General features: G+C 36.7%; 18 protein-coding genes. 15 read left to right on the forward strand and 3 right to left on the reverse strand.

Going from position 1 to position 18,094, the window contains the following annotated elements; translation table 11 throughout:
• The first annotated feature begins 77 nt into the window (after nt 1-77).
• Nucleotides 78-764 carry a YjjG family noncanonical pyrimidine nucleotidase gene (locus M3Z76_RS06475; protein WP_293921674.1) on the forward strand — a complete coding sequence of 229 codons (687 nt, stop codon included), beginning with the start codon at nt 78-80 and terminating at the stop codon, nt 762-764.
• A 355-nt stretch (nt 765-1,119) separates the two neighbouring features.
• Here M3Z76_RS06475 and M3Z76_RS06480 read toward each other — a convergent pair whose 3' ends face one another.
• The 3 genes from M3Z76_RS06480 to M3Z76_RS06490 form a co-directional block, all read right to left on the reverse strand.
• Nucleotides 1,120-1,800 carry an ABC transporter permease gene (locus tag M3Z76_RS06480; protein ID WP_293921673.1) on the reverse strand — a complete coding sequence of 227 codons (681 nt, stop codon included), beginning with the start codon at nt 1,798-1,800 and terminating at the stop codon, nt 1,120-1,122.
• The gene (locus M3Z76_RS06485) at nt 1,797-2,645 is read right to left on the reverse strand and encodes an ABC transporter ATP-binding protein (protein WP_293921672.1); all 849 of its coding nucleotides are present in this window, start codon (nt 2,643-2,645) and stop codon (nt 1,797-1,799) included. Before M3Z76_RS06485 ends, M3Z76_RS06480 begins: the two co-directional genes overlap by 4 nt.
• 146 nt (nt 2,646-2,791) lie before the next feature.
• Nucleotides 2,792-3,733: a LytTR family transcriptional regulator DNA-binding domain-containing protein gene (locus M3Z76_RS06490; RefSeq protein WP_293921671.1), complete on the reverse strand. Its 942-nt coding sequence runs from the start codon at nt 3,731-3,733 to the stop codon at nt 2,792-2,794.
• A gap of 98 nt (nt 3,734-3,831) precedes the next feature.
• Between M3Z76_RS06490 and M3Z76_RS06495 the strand changes: the two genes are divergently transcribed.
• From M3Z76_RS06495 to M3Z76_RS06560, 14 genes are all read left to right on the forward strand, one after another.
• Nucleotides 3,832-4,464: a FusB/FusC family EF-G-binding protein gene (locus M3Z76_RS06495; protein ID WP_293921670.1), complete on the forward strand. Its 633-nt coding sequence runs from the start codon at nt 3,832-3,834 to the stop codon at nt 4,462-4,464.
• Between the two features lie 15 nt (nt 4,465-4,479).
• Complete coding sequence (locus M3Z76_RS06500) at nt 4,480-5,643, forward strand: MFS transporter (RefSeq protein ID WP_293921669.1); 1,164 nt, start codon at nt 4,480-4,482, stop codon at nt 5,641-5,643.
• A 104-nt stretch (nt 5,644-5,747) separates the two neighbouring features.
• A complete protein-coding gene (locus M3Z76_RS06505; protein WP_293921668.1) occupies nt 5,748-6,062 on the forward strand; it encodes a PadR family transcriptional regulator in 315 nt (104 codons plus the stop codon).
• 2 nt (nt 6,063-6,064) lie between these two features.
• Complete coding sequence (locus tag M3Z76_RS06510) at nt 6,065-7,102, forward strand: DUF4097 family beta strand repeat-containing protein (protein ID WP_293921667.1); 1,038 nt, start codon at nt 6,065-6,067, stop codon at nt 7,100-7,102.
• Nucleotides 7,103-7,185: 83 nt separating this feature from the next.
• Nucleotides 7,186-7,833: a nuclease-related domain-containing protein gene (locus M3Z76_RS06515; RefSeq protein WP_293921666.1), complete on the forward strand. Its 648-nt coding sequence runs from the start codon at nt 7,186-7,188 to the stop codon at nt 7,831-7,833.
• A gap of 120 nt (nt 7,834-7,953) precedes the next feature.
• A complete protein-coding gene (locus tag M3Z76_RS06520; protein WP_293921665.1) occupies nt 7,954-8,790 on the forward strand; it encodes a putative RNA methyltransferase in 837 nt (278 codons plus the stop codon).
• A 3-nt stretch (nt 8,791-8,793) separates the two neighbouring features.
• Nucleotides 8,794-9,675, forward strand: coding sequence for an NAD-dependent epimerase/dehydratase family protein (locus M3Z76_RS06525; RefSeq protein WP_293921664.1), 882 nt, complete (start codon nt 8,794-8,796; stop codon nt 9,673-9,675).
• Nucleotides 9,676-9,736: 61 nt separating this feature from the next.
• Nucleotides 9,737-10,327: a lysophospholipid acyltransferase family protein gene (locus M3Z76_RS06530; protein WP_293921663.1), complete on the forward strand. Its 591-nt coding sequence runs from the start codon at nt 9,737-9,739 to the stop codon at nt 10,325-10,327.
• Between the two features lie 16 nt (nt 10,328-10,343).
• Entirely contained in the window at nt 10,344-10,805 is a 462-nt protein-coding gene (locus tag M3Z76_RS06535) for a low molecular weight protein-tyrosine-phosphatase (protein WP_293921662.1), read from the forward strand.
• Nucleotides 10,806-10,928: 123 nt separating this feature from the next.
• Nucleotides 10,929-11,786, forward strand: a complete 858-nt coding sequence (gene ypfJ / locus M3Z76_RS06540) for a KPN_02809 family neutral zinc metallopeptidase (RefSeq protein ID WP_293921661.1) — start codon at nt 10,929-10,931, stop codon at nt 11,784-11,786.
• A gap of 93 nt (nt 11,787-11,879) precedes the next feature.
• On the forward strand, nt 11,880-12,599 hold the full coding sequence (locus tag M3Z76_RS06545) for a YebC/PmpR family DNA-binding transcriptional regulator (RefSeq protein WP_293921660.1): 720 nt from the start codon (nt 11,880-11,882) through the stop codon (nt 12,597-12,599).
• Between the two features lie 159 nt (nt 12,600-12,758).
• Nucleotides 12,759-14,513 (forward strand): methyl-accepting chemotaxis protein, encoded by a 1,755-nt coding sequence (locus M3Z76_RS06550; protein WP_293921659.1) that lies wholly within the window; start codon nt 12,759-12,761, stop codon nt 14,511-14,513.
• Between the two features lie 612 nt (nt 14,514-15,125).
• Nucleotides 15,126-15,248: a hypothetical protein gene (locus tag M3Z76_RS06555; protein ID WP_293921658.1), complete on the forward strand. Its 123-nt coding sequence runs from the start codon at nt 15,126-15,128 to the stop codon at nt 15,246-15,248.
• A gap of 107 nt (nt 15,249-15,355) precedes the next feature.
• Nucleotides 15,356-18,055: a class III lanthionine synthetase LanKC N-terminal domain-containing protein gene (locus M3Z76_RS06560; protein WP_293921657.1), complete on the forward strand. Its 2,700-nt coding sequence runs from the start codon at nt 15,356-15,358 to the stop codon at nt 18,053-18,055.
• The last annotated feature ends 39 nt before the right edge of the window (nt 18,056-18,094 follow it).

An 18,094-nucleotide genomic window follows, 5' to 3' on the forward strand; every position in this document is an offset into this window, starting at 1 on the left:
TACAATTGAATCGTACCTGAAAATAGCTCATCATCACAACAATATTTTGCTATAGTAAAAAGGTGAGGTGAAAGTGAATGAAAAAATATCAACATTTATTATTTGATTTAGATGACACATTACTCGATTTTGGAGCGGCAGAGGATTTGGCACTGCATCGTTTATTTGAGGAGCAAAAAATTCCTTTAACTGAAGAGGTAGAAGAAAAATACCGTCAAATTAATAGCAGCTTATGGACACAATTTGAGCATGGCGAAATTACACGTGATGAAGTGATTACGACGCGCTTTGCTAAATTATTTGCAGCATACGATCAAGGAGTTGATGGGGTACTATTTGATACGAAATATCGCAATTATTTAGCGGAAAGCAAAGTGTTTGTGAAGGGAGCATGGGAGATTGTCAATGAGCTAGCGCGTCAATTTGATTTATATTTAGTGACCAATGGTGTATCTGTAACTCAATATAAACGTTTGCAAGTAACGGGATTAGCTCCATTTTTTAAAAATGTCTTCGTATCTGAGGATACAGGCTATCAAAAGCCAATGAAAGGCTATTTTGATTATGTATTTGAACGTATTCCCAATTTCCGCATAGAAGAGGCATTGATTATTGGTGACTCTTTTTCGGCAGATATAGTAGGCGGTATTCAGGCAGGTATCGACACTTGCTGGTTCAACCAGCATGGCAAAGCGCCAGTTGAAAATTACAAACCTAAATATGAAATAGCAGAGTTACAGCAGCTAGCGAAAATTTTATTATAAAAAAGTCGATGTACACCAAAAGCTTTGGTATGTACATCGACTTTTTAGTTTCGATTACAATATAAAACACTGTAATGTTTTTGATTTTCTTTGTAGTTCGTAGTTTATTATTTTCATCTTTGTCACCGCATATGAGCAAGCTGTACCGCAAATTGAGCAGATGCCTGTACAGTTTGATGCTGCGGTGGTGATTTTGATTCAAGTAGCCATAGAGAAGAATAGTAGGCATCTGAGATCGCAATCAGATACATGATAAATAATAAACATTTGGTTCAATGATTCAACGAAAATTTCTCCTTATATTTGAAAATTGGTGCCCTAATTATTGTACGGCTATCGTAACAAAAGGTTTCAATTAATCTACCATGCGTTTTTTACAAAGGATAATTGCCACAACCCAAGCGAGGATTGTCCATAGTGCAATACCAATTAACGGTATAACCATTTCACCTTGAGCTAAGTCGGCTAATTGTGTACTTGGCAGCCATTTAGCGATTTTTAGGAATTCAAAACGTTCGGATAACATCATAACAAATGGACCGAATGGGAAAATAATAGCAACTGGTAATATCGTAAATGTTGTTTCCAATGTTGACTTAGCAAATAAGCCACAAATTGTGCCTAAAGCTGCATAAAATAATATGGAAAGAAACATCGCAACGATAGAGGCAATGCTTGGCATATAGTCAACAACATAGCAACAAACAGCAATAACGATAGCAGATATAGCTGAAACTAATGCACTTTTACCAATTAAAATATCTGCAAGTGAGGCAGGGGAAAGCAATAAGCTACGCAGTGTATTGCGTTCCTTTTCCTCGGCAATCAGAGCAGCTTGCACAAAGGCTGTTACCATACCGAAAGTGAAGGCAAGCGGGAACAATAGTTGTTGTGCGGGTTCTACCCCATCCATTCTATATAAAAATGCCATAATGATTGGGAAAAATACCATGATTGAAATCGCATAGTTGCGAGAAAACTCCTTGTAATCCTTCATAAAAATGGCTTGAATACGTGTAATTGAAATGTTCATCATTGTAAGTCACTCCCTGTTATTTTCATAAAAATATCGCCTAAAGTCGGTTCGTTTGAAAAGATGCGAGCAATTTGATTATTTGCCATCCAATTGTGTACAATTTGAGCATTTTGCGCTTCGTTTTTAATCACATGAGATGAGCCATCGACCAGTTCAACCGTGATTGTTTGCTCGCTATATTGCTCCTTTAATTGCTTTGGTGTACCGATTGCTTGAATCGCACCTTTATTTAAAAAAGCAACACGATGGCACAGTGTTTCAGCTTCTTGCATATCATGCGTTGTTAAAAAGATGGTTGTACCTAGCTCATTTAAAGCGCGCAACCCTTTGTAAATATGGGCTGTGTTGACAGGGTCTAATGCAGAAGTTGGCTCATCTAAAAATAGAAGCTCTGGTTTATGCAAAATGGCTCTTGCTAATAAAACTCGCTGTGTCATTCCCTTTGATAACATATTTACTTTTTTCTTGTGCTCGCCATATAAATTGACAAATTCAAGCGCTTCTTTAATAGCTGTTGTTGGGACATCATATAGCTTGCAATAGAGCGCTAAATTTTCCTCGATTGATAAACGTGTATAAAGACCACTGTTATCCGTTAAAATTCCAAATTTTTTCCTATTTTCGCTGTTTTGCATTGCACTAACAGGCATATTGAACACATTTGCTTCACCACCATCTTTATGGAGCTGTGCTGTTAAAACTTTAATTGTAGTTGTTTTGCCAGAACCACTTGGACCTAAGAAGCCAAAAATTTCCCCTTTTTGAATAGAAAATGTTACATCTGCTAAAGCGTTTGATTGTTGGAATGCCTTTTTTAAATGATGAACATCAATAATTGTTGTCATATCGTATTTCCCCTCCGTATTCGTTATGCCTTAAATATAATGCAAGATTAGAAGCATCGCATTCATTTCGTGACGAAAAGAGGGGAAATAAAGATGATTGGAGCTATATGAGGATAAATGGAGCAAATTATTTCCCCGGAAATTCGTTAAATTCCGATAAGCTCTTTTAATGTGGCGAGTTTATTTTTAGATAAAGGGACTGTTGTTTTTGTTGTTGTATGAATGGATAAGCTATAGCTATTTTTTGTCCAAGTAATAATTTCACGTACCTTTTGTAAATTGACAATATATGAACGATGACAACGAAAGAAGCCTAAAGGTAAAAGACGCTGTTCAAGCTCTGTTAAAGTTAATGAACAAGGATATGCTTCACCTGCTACATAAATAGAAACATCGCCCTCCACACTTTCTATATAGTCAATTTCAGGTGGATTAAATAAAATAATTTTGTCATTTTTCTTTGTTGGGATTTTCTCGATTTTGATCGGAGAAAATGAAGCAATGTCGTTTGGTGTTGTATCTTGTCCCACAACATCTAATAAACATAAGCCCTGCGCATCTAAACGATTCGTTTCGTGACACGAAATAAATAAATCCTCTAAATTGTTAGATAGCAATAAAAGCATTTTTTGTGTCATTTTTTCAAATAATTGTACTGTTAATTGTTTTGAAAAATCCTCCATATTTTGTAGAGGTTCTTCCACAACAATAATTGAGGCAGGTGTTAAATAAAGCTTTAAATAATGAAGTAATTGACGATTACTATTGGATAATTGATGGACTTTCATTTTTTGGAAATCAGTTAAATGAATAAGCTGCAATAATGCTTCCGTCGTTTCAGCGGAATTAAATAGCTTTTTGAAAAAGGCAACATGCTCCTTTACTGTTAAACGATCATACAAATTATCATCTTTTAAATGGATATAGCTATTTGGTAGTTTCATCAACATCTTTAATACATATTGTATTTTTGCTTGGTCTGTATAAATACCCATAATAAACTCTGGATGGTATGGAATTGCTAACGAAGGGCAAATAATATTGCCAGCTTCAACATAAGCAGGAATATCGATTGTTGTTGTGTGCATGGAAAAACCTCACTTTTAGTAAGCTAATCTTATTATATAATAGAGAAGAGCATGTTAAAATAAATAGTTAATGCTGAAAGTAAAGGAAGTGCTATATAATGACACCATTTTTAACAGTTGCAGAAGTTCGTTTAATTGAGCAGCAGCTAATGAAAATTGTAAATGCCAAGGCCTCGTCAAAGGATGCCAATATATTGGCGACAGTAAGAGAGCTTGCAATGGCTACATTGAATGAAAAATTGCCACTTGGAGAAGACAAGGAGACGCTATTAAAAGCTGCTGAGGCTGTAGAGGATCGACTAGATGTCACATTATTTCTAGAAAATTTGCATGTTTATACGATTCCATTTAAAGCAATTTCAGAAAAAGGGATTGAAAAACTATTTAAAAAAGAGAAAAAGCTAAAAATGCCTAAGTTAGATGAAGTGAACTGGAAGGGCATTAGCTATTTATCATGGCAAGATATCGGCACACATCGTCAATATATGATTATTGAGAGAGAAGGGCAGTTTACAGGCTTGAAAGGAACAGTAAGTGGCACGAATGCGAAAGGTATTTGTGCGATTTGTAATGAGCATTCAGATGTCCACCTGTTTACAGCGAAAGTAAAGGGACAGGCTGATGCCTATAAATCATATAGCCAATATATTTGTGATGATGTGGAGAAATGTAATCATCGCATTAAAGATTATGAACGACTTGTTCAATTTGTTGAAAATAACTTGGTTTAAATAAGGAGATACGTGATGAATAAAGCTATTCTTTTACTCGTATCCGTGCAATTCTTTGTTTATGTAGGATTCGGTTTAATTATTCCTGTTTTACCAGAGGTCATTGTCCAGCAAGGCTTTCATCCAATGCATGTCGGGGGCTTACTGACAATTTATTCACTTGCAAGCTTTTTTACAGCCCCTTTATGGGGACGTTTATCTGATAAAGTAGGGCGTAAAAAATTAATTTTAGTAGGCTTGCTTGGTTTTAGCTTAAGCTTTATGCTAGTTTCCATATTTATTGATTCATTGCCAATGCTTTATGCTTCACGTGTTGTGGGGGGCTTGTTTTCAGGTGCATTGTATACAGCCGTAACAGGCTTTATTGGCGATATTTCAAATGAGGACAACCGCAATAAATATATGGGCTTTATGGGAATGTCGATTGGGTTAGGCTTTATTTTTGGTCCAGCAATCGGTGGTTTACTTGGAGAAATTAGCGTACGGATGCCATTTACTGTATCGGCGATTTTAATTTTTGCGCTATTCTTTTATGCTTTAGCTATATTGAATGAGCCGGAAACATATCGCAAGACAGAGGGGCGCGTCATTATTCCGCTGGCTGCTGGCAAGCTATTTAGCTATCGCATCCGCTATTTATTTATCTTTTCGTTTTCAGTGACATTTTTATTAGCGGGTGTTGAATCAACATTGCAGCTATTCCAAATGGATGCGATTCAAATTACCTCTGCACAAATCGGCTCGCTATTTTTATTTAGTGGCTTTGTCGACTTTTTCATTCAAGGAATGGTCGTGCGCAAAGTAAAGGATGGACAAGAGCCAAAGTGGTTAATGCTGGCACAAATTATTACAGCAATCGGCTTATTGATGCTACCATTTACGAATAGCTTAGCCTTTGCTGGTGTCGCATTATGTGTATTTACAGCAGGCAATGCACTTGCCCGAACGTTAAATACATCGCTTGCCTCAAAGGAATCTGGCGGAATGTATGGCACTGCTGCGGGAGTTATTTATTCAATGGATAGCTTAGGGCGCATTATCGGGCCATTATTTTTCACATGGCTGCTGACAATGGCAGGTGGAGAAACATATTATTTATCAGCAAGTATTGCGGTTGCCAGTATCATGCTGTTGTGGGTTTTTACAAGAAGTGTGAAGTCTTTAAGGCAAGCAAAATAGGGCTACTAAAAAGTAGTCCTATTATTTTTGGATTAGTACCTTGCATTGAACAGTAGTGGATGCTATACTACTAATTAATAAATAGTAGTGAAGGGGGGAGCCAAATGAATCCACAATTTAAAAAAGGTGTATTGAATTTATGTGTGCTTGCATTGCTTGAACAGCGTGATATGTATGGTTATGAGCTGGTGCAAGCTATTTCCAGTAAAATCAATATTTCAGAAGGTGCAGTTTATCCATTGCTACGTCGTCTAACAGCAGAAGGTTATTTTACAACCTATATGGTGGAATCGACAGAAGGACCTGCTAGAAAGTATTATCAAATTACGGAAGATGGCAAGGCGCAATTGCGTATACAAAAGATGGAATGGGAACATTTTTATCAAGCAGTAAACAGTTTAATAAATGAGGGGGAGTAATAATGATGGAACAACAATTTTTAAATAAGCTAGAGCAAGCGTTAGTAAAATTAAATGATGGTGAACGTCAAGATATATTGCGTGATTTTAAGGAATATTTTGCAAGTGGTCAGGCTGAAGGGAAATCGGTTGAAGAAATGATTGCTTCCTTAGGCGATGTGAATGAATTAGCAGCAGAGCTATTAAAGGCATACTCAGAGCAAGAATTTGTGCAAACATCAAAAGCTGTTAAGGAAGAGGAATTCAGCCATATTAAAATTGACAGTGAGCTTGCTGCTGTTGAATTACTACCATCACCTACTGGGAAATTTTATACAGAATTAAAAAGCAAAGGTGAGCAATATACGATGGATGTGGAAATTGCTAATAACACATTAACAATAGATATTCAGCGTGAGGAAGGCAACTTTAAGATTTTTGGTGTAAATATTAATTTTAATTTCAATATAAATAACGGGGCAACTGCATTCGTTTATGTACCAGAAAAGCTTTATGAGAGCATTGTCATTAAAAATGAAATTGGCGGCACAGTGATTGAAAGGCTACAAGCGAAAGATATTAAATGCCGCACATCTGTTGGGAAGGCTAAGCTAAAAAATATTTTAGCAAGTGATTTAAATATCAAATCAAGCGTTGGGAAAGCGGAGCTTCAATCTGTTCATGCCACAACAGCTACCGTTAAAAGTGATGCTGGAAAAGTCGTAATTGAGGACTCTATTGCTGAGGTTTGGCATGTTAAATCAGAGGCGGGGCGTGTCGATTTAGTCAATGTACAAGGAGAAATTGATGCCCGTACAGAGGCAGGTAAGGTGACATTAAATGTTGAAAGCATTACAAAGCCACTCAGCTTGAAAACAAGTGTAGGGAAGATTGAGGTGTTAACAGATAAAAAAATTGATAATGCGACGATTGAGGCGAAATCAGAGCTAGGGAAAATTTCGATTTATGGCGAGCGTAGTAAGCGTCTCGTCTATGGTGCAGGAGAGAATTTGATTAAGCTAAAAACGGAGCTAGGCAGCATCACGATTGATCAAAAATGATAGTTCGAAACGTACGTAGTCAAGTAGCTGTTAGTTTGTTACAATAGCAGTAAGAAACAATTGTCTACGAGGTGACGCACAAAATGGTATGGATACTGCTAGGTATTTTTCTATTAATAGTAATAGTGATGTTAGTTATTTATAAATATGATGATTCTTTGTTTAGTAAGGCTACATCGTATTCAATTTTTGATGTGCTAAGCAGTAGTAGAATTCGAACATTATATACGTTAACAAATGAATTAAAAGCTACAAAAGAAAAGTATGATATTTTATTTGATGTGCAACTTCAATCGGACGAAGCGCCTGTTGATGCGCTGATTATGCATACTTCAGGTATTTATATTATAAGAGTAGAGCAGAAAAAGGGCTGGATTGCAGGGCGTGAGCAAGATCTTGAATGGTCACAGCTTTTATATAAAGACCGAAAAGAAGCTTTTCCAAATCCAATTCACCAAGTGCAGCGTAGCATTTATGCATTGCGTGATTTATTGCCTAATATTGATGTTGAAGCTTATAAAACACTTGTTGTTTTTACAAATGAATGCTCCTTCCAAAAAATTGAGCTACATTCCGATAAAATTGATGTATTGAAGGCAAAGGATTTGAAAGGCTGGATTACCGATTTACGTGGACAGAAAGATCAATTATCGACTGAAAATGTGCAGGCGATTTATGACGCATTGAAGGACCGAAAAGATGCGGTACATTTAACAACAAAAACAGCTTAATTATGAAAATGCCAGAAAAGTAGATAGCTGCTTTTTCGGCATTTTTTATTTGAATGAGCATCTATTTTTGTTAAGGGCTATTTTCCTGTACAATAAAGAAAACAGTTGTAGGAGAGCACGATGAAACAATTATCAAAAAGAGCAGCAAGCATTCATTGTATAAAGCAGCATATCAGCTTATTTGCCTGTCCATTTTGTCATACGCAAATGCAGCTAAATGACTCAGGAACAATGAGCTGTAGTCAAAAGCATTCATTCGATATGGCGAAGCAGGGCTATATGAATTTTATGACAAGGCCTGTCGCTTCGATGTATAGCAAGGAGTTATTTGAGGCACGTCAAGAAGTGATTGCGAGCGGTCTTTATGACCCGCTGCAAAGGAGAATTGCCGAGCTACTTAATAATGGGCAAATGATTTTAGACACAGGCTCTGGTGAAGGGTCACATTTAGCTCGTATTTGCGCACAGCTACCGCAAGCAGTCGGTGTTGGAATTGATATTTCAAAAGAGGGGATTATTGCTGCCGCTAAGTTTTATAGTGATAAAATTTGGTGTGTCGGTGACTTAGCGAATAGCCCATTCCAATCAGAGAGCTTTACAACGATTTTAAATATTTTATCGCCTGCTAATTATGAGGAATTTAAGCGCCTGCTTCGGCCCAATGGCAAGGTAATTAAAGTTGTGCCACAGAAAGGCTATTTGCAGGAGCTACGACGCCAAGCATTTGCGGATTCTGAGAAGGAAAGCTATTCTAATGCGCAGACGGTGGAGCGTTTTAAAGATAGCTTTGCAAAAGTGGATGTGCAACGGCTTACTTATACTGTGCAATTATCAACAGAGCTTGTGCCAAAATTGCTGCAAATGACGCCAATGGGCTGGCATATTGAAAATAGCACAGCAGTCGAGCTGCCACAAATTACGATTGATGTTGATATTTTAGTTGGGGAAGGGGAATAAACAATGGGAACAGTTTTAGTATTAGGTGGTACGCGATTTTTCGGACGTAAATTAGTAGAACTACTATTAGGAGAGGGGCATCAGGTGACAATTGCAACGAGAGGGAAGTCAGGTAATCCATTTGGAGATAAGGTGGAGCATGTTGTTATTGACCGAACAAACGCAAGTGATTTACAGGCATTGATGGCAAATCGCACATTCGATATTGTGTACGATAATATTTGCTACTCACCAAATGAAGCGAAGGCATTTTGCGATGTATTTAATGGCAAGATAGGCAAGCTTGTGTTCACTTCTACATTATCCACATATGAAATCGATGGTGCTGTAAAAGTAGAGGAAGATTTTGACCCGTATAATTATGAAATTCGCATGGGTGATACAACTGATTTCACGTATGGGGAAGGGAAGCGTCAGGCGGAGGCAGTGTTTTTCAAATACGCGAAGTTTCCTGTTGTAGCAGTAAGGTTCCCAATCGTCATGGGTGTAGATGATTATACAGAGCGATTACATTTTCATGTAAAGCGTGTAGCGCAGGGAGAGCCGATTGGCTTTGTCAATATGGATGCGGAAATGTCATTTATTCAAGCAGAGGAAGCCGCACGCTTTTTATTATGGGCGGGGCAAACGTCAGTGGAAGGTCCATTTAATGCAACGGCAACGGGTGCGATAACATTGCAAGCATTAATGAATTTAGTGGAAAAGGTGACAGGCAAACGAGCAAAAATTGCTCTTTTAGGGGATGATAAAATTCGCTCACCATATGCGATTCCCGCATCGTGGTATATGAAAAATGATAAAGCGACAATGGCAGGATTTGAATTTTCACAGCTTGATAGCTGGCTAGAAAACTTGGTGCAACATATTGCACAGCAGTATGCTTAATTGAAAAAACGCCTCTTTTTGATTAAAATAAAAGTATTAAAATATAAGGTAGGGCAATGATGTGTATAAATTAGCAGCAAATATTTGTAAAGTAATTTTAAAAATGAATGGTTCGAAGGCAAAGGTTTACGGTGCAGAAAATGTGCCTGAGGGAGGTGGCTTTGTCATCGCATGTACACATACAGGCTATATTGACATTATTAATTTAGGCTTATCCATTTACCCACGTGAAATTCATTTCATGGCGAAAAAGCAGCTATTTGAAATGAAAGGGCTTGGTTGGCTTATCAATAATTTAAATGCTTTTCCTGTTGACCGTGATAATCCAGGACCAAGCGTGATTAAAATTCCACGTCAGCTTATTAAAGAGGATAAAATCGTTGGTATTTTCCCAAGCGGTACTCGCTCAACCGAAAGCAATGATTTGAAGCAGGGGGCTGTCACAATCGCACAACTAGCAAAGACGCAAATTGTTCCTGCTGCTTATATCGGCCCACGTAGTGCAGGAGAAGTATTTAAACGCCAAAAAGGTTATTTAATTTATGGTACGCCATTTACAGTGGAAAGTGGCAAGGAAGCACGCGATGAGGCAACGAAGTTTTTAGAGCAGGAATTTCAGCGTTTAACAGCAGAGCTACAAGCAAAAATATAGGATGGTGTCGAATGAGATGCGTATATTATTTGTATGCTTAGGTAATATTTGCAGGTCGCCTATGGCAGAGGCTGTTATGCGTAATTTATTGGAGCAGCGTGGGTTAAGCGAGCAAATTACAGTCGATTCAGCAGGCACAAGCAGCTGGCATGTTGGGGAACCACCACATAAAGGGACGCAGGCGAAGCTAGGAGAGTATGGAATTACAACAACAGGTATGCAATGCCGTCAGCTAACGAGCAGCGATTTTACGGAATTTGACTATATTGTTGGAATGGATGCGAGCAATGTGGACAATATTCGCACAATGCTTAGGCAGCCAGATGACGCAAAAATCTTCCGCTTTTTAGATTTGACATCGCATCAAAAGGATGTACCAGACCCTTGGTATACAGGTGATTTTCAAGAAACATATGATCTTTGTTTAGAGGGCTGTGAGGCTTTGCTGAAGAAGGCTTTAGAAGCGCGTTCACGATAATTGTCGTGAACGCGTTTTTTATCAAGCTTAAAATAAAGTTCCTTATAATTTGCACGATAAAAGGAGTAGCACACTTGTAAAACGGGTACGAATATAGAAAAAGATTAATCGGAGGGACATTGTATGGATGTGAAGGGAAGACGTAAAAGTAGCAATGTGGAAGACCGCCGTGGCATGAGTGCCGGAAAAGTTGGGGGTGGCTTAGGCGGTATCGGGATTATTATTGTTATTATTTATACATTGCTAAGTGGTGGCGATGCGGGCGATGTGTTAAATACAGTGACGAAAAGCATTACACAAAATGGACAAGTAGCTGAGGAATATACACCGACACCTGAAGAGGAGGAGTTAGCGGAATTTGTAACAGTCGTGTTAGCAGATACAGAGGATGTATGGGCGAAAGTTTTTGAAGAAAATGATATGACCTATACAAACCCAACGCTTGTGCTGTTTACGGAAAGCGTTAGCTCAGGTTGCGGGATGCAAAGTGCGGCGGTTGGACCATTTTATTGTCCAGTAGACCATAAGCTATATATTGATTTAAGTTTTTACGGTGAATTGAAAAATCGCTTTAAAGCACCTGGCGATTTTGCGATGGCATACGTTGTGGCACACGAGGTTGGGCATCATGTTCAAACATTATTAGGCACTTCGCAAAAGGTGCATGCATTAAATGGAAAAGTGATAGATGTAGAATATAATGAGCAAGTGAAGCGCCTTGAATTGCAGGCAGATTATTTAGCTGGTGTGTGGGCACATCATGTGAAAAATCAAGGTTATTTAGAGGAAGGCGATTTTGAAGAAGCATTGACTGCTGCCAATGCGATTGGTGATGATACATTGCAAATGGAGGCGCGCGGCTATGTTGTGCCAGAAAGCTTCACACATGGTACGAGTGAGCAACGCATGCGTTGGTTTAAGAAAGGCTACCAAAATGGCACATTGCAAGGTAGCGATACGTTTAATGCAAAGGACTTGTAATTACCATTTTCATTTCCTGACTTTTTATGTATAATTAATAGGTTAAAATTTCATTACTACAATTTTTATATAAATGAAAGAGAGTGAATCCTAATGGGGCGTAAATGGAATAACATTAAGGACAAAAAAGCAGGGAAAGATGCAGCAAATAGCCGAGTTTATGCAAAGTTTGGTCGTGAGATTTATGTAGCTGCAAAATCTGGGGAGCCAAATCCAGAATCAAATCGTGCATTAAAAACAGTTTTAGAGCGCGCAAAAACATACTCTGTACCGAAGCATATTATTGAAAAAGCAATCGACAAAGCAAAAGGTGGCGGCGATGAGCAATTTGACGAGCTACGCTACGAGGGCTTTGGTGTAGGTGGCACAATGGTCATCGTTGATGCTTTAACAAATAACGTTAACCGTACTGCTTCAGAAGTGCGTGCTGCATTTGGTAAAAACGGAGGAAACATGGGCGTGAGTGGTTCAGCTGCACATATGTTCCAAAGCACAGCAGTATTCGGCATTGAAGGCAAAACAGAGGATGAAGTGCTAGAAATTTTAATGGAAGCGGATTTAGATGCACGTGACATTATCGATGAAGATGGTACAATCATTATTTATGCAGAGCCAGACCAATTCCATGCAACACAGGAAGCATTCAAAGAAGCAGGCATTGAAGAATTCGCAGTAGCCGAATTATCAATGCTACCAATGACAGAAGTTGCTTTAACAGATGATGATTTAGCAAAATTCGAAAAAATGATTGATGCGTTAGAAGACTTAGAGGATGTACAACGTGTTTACCATAATGCAGATTTAGGAGAATAAATAGCAATATATAAGACATTGTGAATTAAAAATTTCACAGTGTCTTTTTTATATGACAATATTGTGAAATATTTAGCTGAAAAAATTTGACTATTGTGAATTTTGTCGAAGTAAGTCACAATATTTAGTAACGTTTAAGAAAAGGAAGGGAGATTATTTATGCGACGCAAGGATAGATTAGCAAGCCGTATTGTAGCAATTACTATTGCCGTTTTTATTGTCCTAATAGCAATGAATGTTTTTATGACAATTTATAGCACAGAAAAATCTGTGAAAGCCACTTTAGGAGAGCATAGTGTAACGGTAGCTCAAAATATAGCTGAGTATTTAGATATTGAGGGCTATAAGCAGTTAGTAAATGCACCAGAAGAGAGTACATTATATTGGGAATTACGCGAGCAATTAAATGATTTACGTGAAAAAAATGGTGTGTTGTATGCTTATACATTTGCTCCACCTACAAACGGTAAAGAAGGAAAGGCTGTTTTTTTAGTTGATGGCATGCCAGCGGATGATCATGAAAATGCAGCCACTATTGGTGATGAATCTAGCGCGACATCAAATGCTGACCTTGTACAAGCACTAAAGGATGATTATTACTATACAAATATAATTGAAAGTGAATATGGACAATTTATTTCAGGAACAATTCCCGTAAAGGATGCAAATGGTGAGGTTGTCTTTTATTTAGGAATCGATATGGATGCTGGCTATGTTGACGTCATTAGCGGTTTAATTGCGAAGGAAGTTATTCCTGCTATAGTTATTATATTTAGCGTAATTGCTATTTTAGGTCTAGTGATTCTTTACTATTATATTAATAAATCACTCCGTCCTTTAAAATCATTGAAGGAGTCCGCAACATACTTAGCTGAGGGCAATATTAAAGAGGCTAATCATGTGGTTTCTAACATCGATATGGCAAATGGCAATGAAATTTCTTTATTTGCAAAGGATTTTACAAATGCATTAAAACAGCTTACAAAGACATTTGACACGATTCATGTAAAGGTAAACAGCTTGGAACAGGTAGTTGAAGATATTAATTCGACGGCACACCATGTAAATAATTCGAATAATGCCATCGCTGCAAGTGTCACGCAAATTGCAGAGGGTAGTGGTAAGCAGCAAGTTAGCAATGATGAAGTTATGCAAGCAATGAGCGAAATGACAATTGGCATTCAAAGATTAGCTGATTCAACAAGCGATATTGCCGAATCCTCAAATGATATGACAGAGTTAGTTGAGAAAAGCACGTCGAACTCAAAGCAAGTGGTTCAGCAAATTCAAAGTGTGGAAACATCGGTTATTCGCACATCCGAGCAAGTGCGTGAGATGGGTGAACGGTTCCATTCGATTGAAGAAATGATTAATGTCATTACAAGTATCGCAGATCAAACAAATTTATTAGCATTAAATGCTGCAATTGAAGCAGCAAGAGCAGGTGAAGCTGGTAAAGGCTTTGCTGTAGTAGCGGATGAGGTACGCAAGCTAGCAGAAATGTCACGCACATCGGCGGATGATATTCACCGTCATTTACAAAGCTTTTTAGAAATTGCAGAGCGCGCATTAAGCGAAATGGCTGTTAGCACACAGGATGTTAAAGAAGGAAGTTTAGCTGTAACTGCAATCGGTGAAAACTTAGAAAATATTTTACAGGCTGTTTTGCGAGTAAATAATAACATTCAAGAAAACTCGGCAGTGATTGAGCAAATGTCAGCAAGCTCTGAGGAAATATTAGCGTCTGCTGAAGACATGAGCCAGCTCGTTAACAATACGACAGCGCAAACACAAGAAGTGGCAAAATCAATAGACATTCAAGTGGACATGGTAGAAAAATTAAATGAAGTAGTAGAAAAGCTTGATACTACTTCAAAAGATGTTGTAAATGAGATTGAGAAATTTAAATTATAATTAGGATGGCTGGAAATAGGCTAATGTATTTTGAAACATAGTTACTTTATAATACTAGATTTAAGTTTGGATAGGCTACATTTAGTTGGACACTTTTTATGAGGTATAAAGGACAATACCCAAGCCTATCAACGAAGAAGAGCTTTACGTGGAGCAATGGGCATGATAGCCTCGTTTGGCTAAGCCAGCCTGATATAGCTGGCTTTCTGGCGCAAAGAGTCATGCCCATAGAGGCTCCATGTCAAGCAACTTGTACACCCCATATGCTTTAAGGGCACCCTTATAAAAGTTGTCCAAAAGTATTGCCATACCAGTTTTTAAATAAATAAACCGTCCCCTCTGTGATTGTATATCGCAGAGGGGGCGGTTTTGTTAATTTACCATTTAGAAAATAATTTTTTTCTCTGAAAACCAAAACTAAAATTATTTAAGTATATGCTTTAGAAAAAGATATCGTAAAAAGTGAAGGGAATTTGCCTATTTGCAAAATATATACCATTTTATATATGCTTAAACCCATAATTATCTATTTATTCAAAAATTACAGAAATGTTTGAATTTATAGGTTTTATGATATATAATGGAAATATATTAAGGTAGGAGGTGAATCATATGAAGTTACGTGAACAATTAGAGCGTTTAGAAGTTTCAGATACTAAACAAAAAGTTGCAGCTAACTCAGGTGTGAGCAATAGCTGCACAAGCGGTGGCTGTCACACTATCGTAATCAGTTAAATATTCATGTGTTAATCACTTTGTTACATCCATAAATGAACGATTTTTATTAAAAATAATAAAAATCGTTCATTTATTTACTTTTTAAGACGAGGAGGTAAGTTCTTATGAAAGAATTTATGCATGAATTCGAAACAAAATACCTAAAAGTAGATATAAATAACTTCTATTTCAAAGCTAATTTAAAAAATGAGAAACATATGACCATTAGTGATGCGTTTCCTTTTAGATATATTATATTTGATAATGCACAGCATCTTCAGGGGTGGAAAATACATCTTTCTCCCACATTGGATCAATACCCTTTAGTATTAAGCCAAGTAACTAAAATTCTTCAAAATAAAAGAATTTCTTTTAAATATGTTGCGGATATGAGGGCATTCACATTTTTATCAAGTAAAAACACAAGCATTAGCCAATTCGGTAAATACATAACTATTTACCCTTCGGATAAAGCAGAATTTATAGAAATAATTGAGAGAATATATTCAGAAATTAGCTGTGAAACTGGGGTGCAGGTTCCTTCAGATCAAAGATATAAAAATAGTAGCTTTATTTATTATAGATACGGAGCTGCTTTTCCTGAATATGAAATTTCTAATGAAAATGAAAGAAACTATAATATAATGAATGGGTTTGCGGAACTAAAGGAAGATGTTAGAAAAGGGTATTTCACTCTTCCTTCAGGTATTGAAGATCCTTTTGAGAATAGCACATGGAGCGATGAAATTATTCAAGAAGTTCCAGTAAAAGGACACCTAACTAATAACACTTTTTCAGTCAATAAAATATTGAGACACTGTGCTACTGGAAATGTTTATGAAGGATATAATGATGTAAATAATGAAGCGGTTATTATAAAGGAAGGGCGATTGGGAGGAATTCCTTCTATGGAAGAGCCTTTGTATAGAGCTCAAAAAGCTCGAATGAACGAATTTCAATTCTTCAACGAAAATAGCGATAAATATAATATGTTATTTCCTAAAGTGATAGATTATTTTTACGATGAAGATTCTGTATTTATCATAATGGAGAAACTTGAAGGTAAGTCTCTAAAAGAATTTATTACTGAAAGTCCCATTTTAAAACCTGAAAAATCGGAAGAGGAAAAGGCGGATTTCATAAAATCCCTTAAGGATATTTTTAATCAGATTTTCGATTTCATATTACAGTTACATTCAAATGATCTTGTTTTCAATGACATTTCTGATGACAATTTTTTTATAACAGCTGAAAATAAAGTTGCTTTAATTGATGCGGAAGGCATTTCTAATATTCAAGATAATAAATGGTATGGCATGGGCACAGATAGATTTATGTATAGAATGCCAAAGGGTATTAAAAGTGAGGCTAAAGATTTATACATGTTTTCACAGCTCATTTTATACTCTGTAATAGGTAGAAATAAAGGTTATTCTTTTGATGAAAAGTATTACGAAAAAGAATATAGTGCAATCTTGTACAAACTTCCTATAGGCACACGAGGTTTATTTAATGCTGGCATGATGTTAATGAATCATGTATTAAAAGGGGATTTAACTAGTGATGTTAGTGCAGAATTTAAAAAACTTTTATTCACTGATGAAGAAACATCCCCTTTAAATGAAAATAGCTTACAGCCAAAAGATCTTATTGCACGTATTGGCAATATTGAAAAAATTTTATTAAGATATTACTCTAATTTATTTGCAGATAATCCAAACAACATATTTAAGTTTGCTACTTCTGACTATCATCACAATAGATTATCTTTAGTATATGGATTGCCAGGTGTTTCTTTATGCTTGCGGGATTTCAACATCATTGATGATCAGCAGTTGCTAGACGTAGCCCATATACTACAAGAGTATGCTCTAAAAAACCAAAATATAAGTAGACTAAATGATGGTTTAGTTTTTGGTAAAGCTGGGTTTACACTGTATCTCTCACAGGCTGGAGTGCCTATGGAAAATAATCATTTCTTTTTTAATTTGATAAAAGCTTTAAGTAAATACAATTTTGTGAATTTAGATTTTGCTAATGGCTTATCTGGCATTTATGTGAGCCTAAAGCTAATTAATCAATCTGGCAATTATCCAGATCTGAGTAAATGGATTACTATAGTCAAACAACACTTAGGAAGTACAACGTGGCCGATTAGTAAATATCAAGGATTAGAATATGGCAACACAGGTTTAGCCTTCTCGTTAATATTTGCAGAGGCAAATATTGATAATTGGGATATTGCATACAAAAATATTGGGGAAGATTTACAGACAGTTAAAGATGACTCAATTTTCTCAGGCTTGTCGTATAGTGTTCAGGAGTGGCCAAATATTAGGTCTCCGTATCTTTTTTCAGGTAGTGCAGGATCAATTTTAGTTTTACTTCACTATTATCACAATACAGGAGAGCCAGATTGGGCTTTTTTAAAAGAATTAGTTTTATCTTTAAAATCACCATTCTTCTACAATTATGGAGTGACATATGGAACTACTGGATTAGCACTAGTTATTATGGGAATTTTATTACTTCCTAATATCCCTCATGACTTTAAAGAAGAATTAGAGGATATGCTTACTCACAAAATAAACTATGTAGCAACACATTTTCAAAGTAATAATGGCGCAATAGGGTTTTTAGGAGATAAGCAATCATTTTATGCAGATGATTTTGGAAATGGGGGCTTAGGCATTCTTAAAGTCTTCAAATTATACAAAGAATATGTAGCAGATAAATTGACATGGGATAATTTAAGTTTCAGCTCATTACCAATACTTCCATGTAAACAAGAAAATCTCGTAAATAACAAGGAGTACGTTTTATAAAATTAGTACTCGCTATGGAGGCAAATATTTACGAGGAGG

It is taken from the genome of Metasolibacillus sp. (assembly GCF_025291715.1).
Lineage (GTDB): Bacteria > Bacillota > Bacilli > Bacillales_A > Planococcaceae > Metasolibacillus > Metasolibacillus louembei.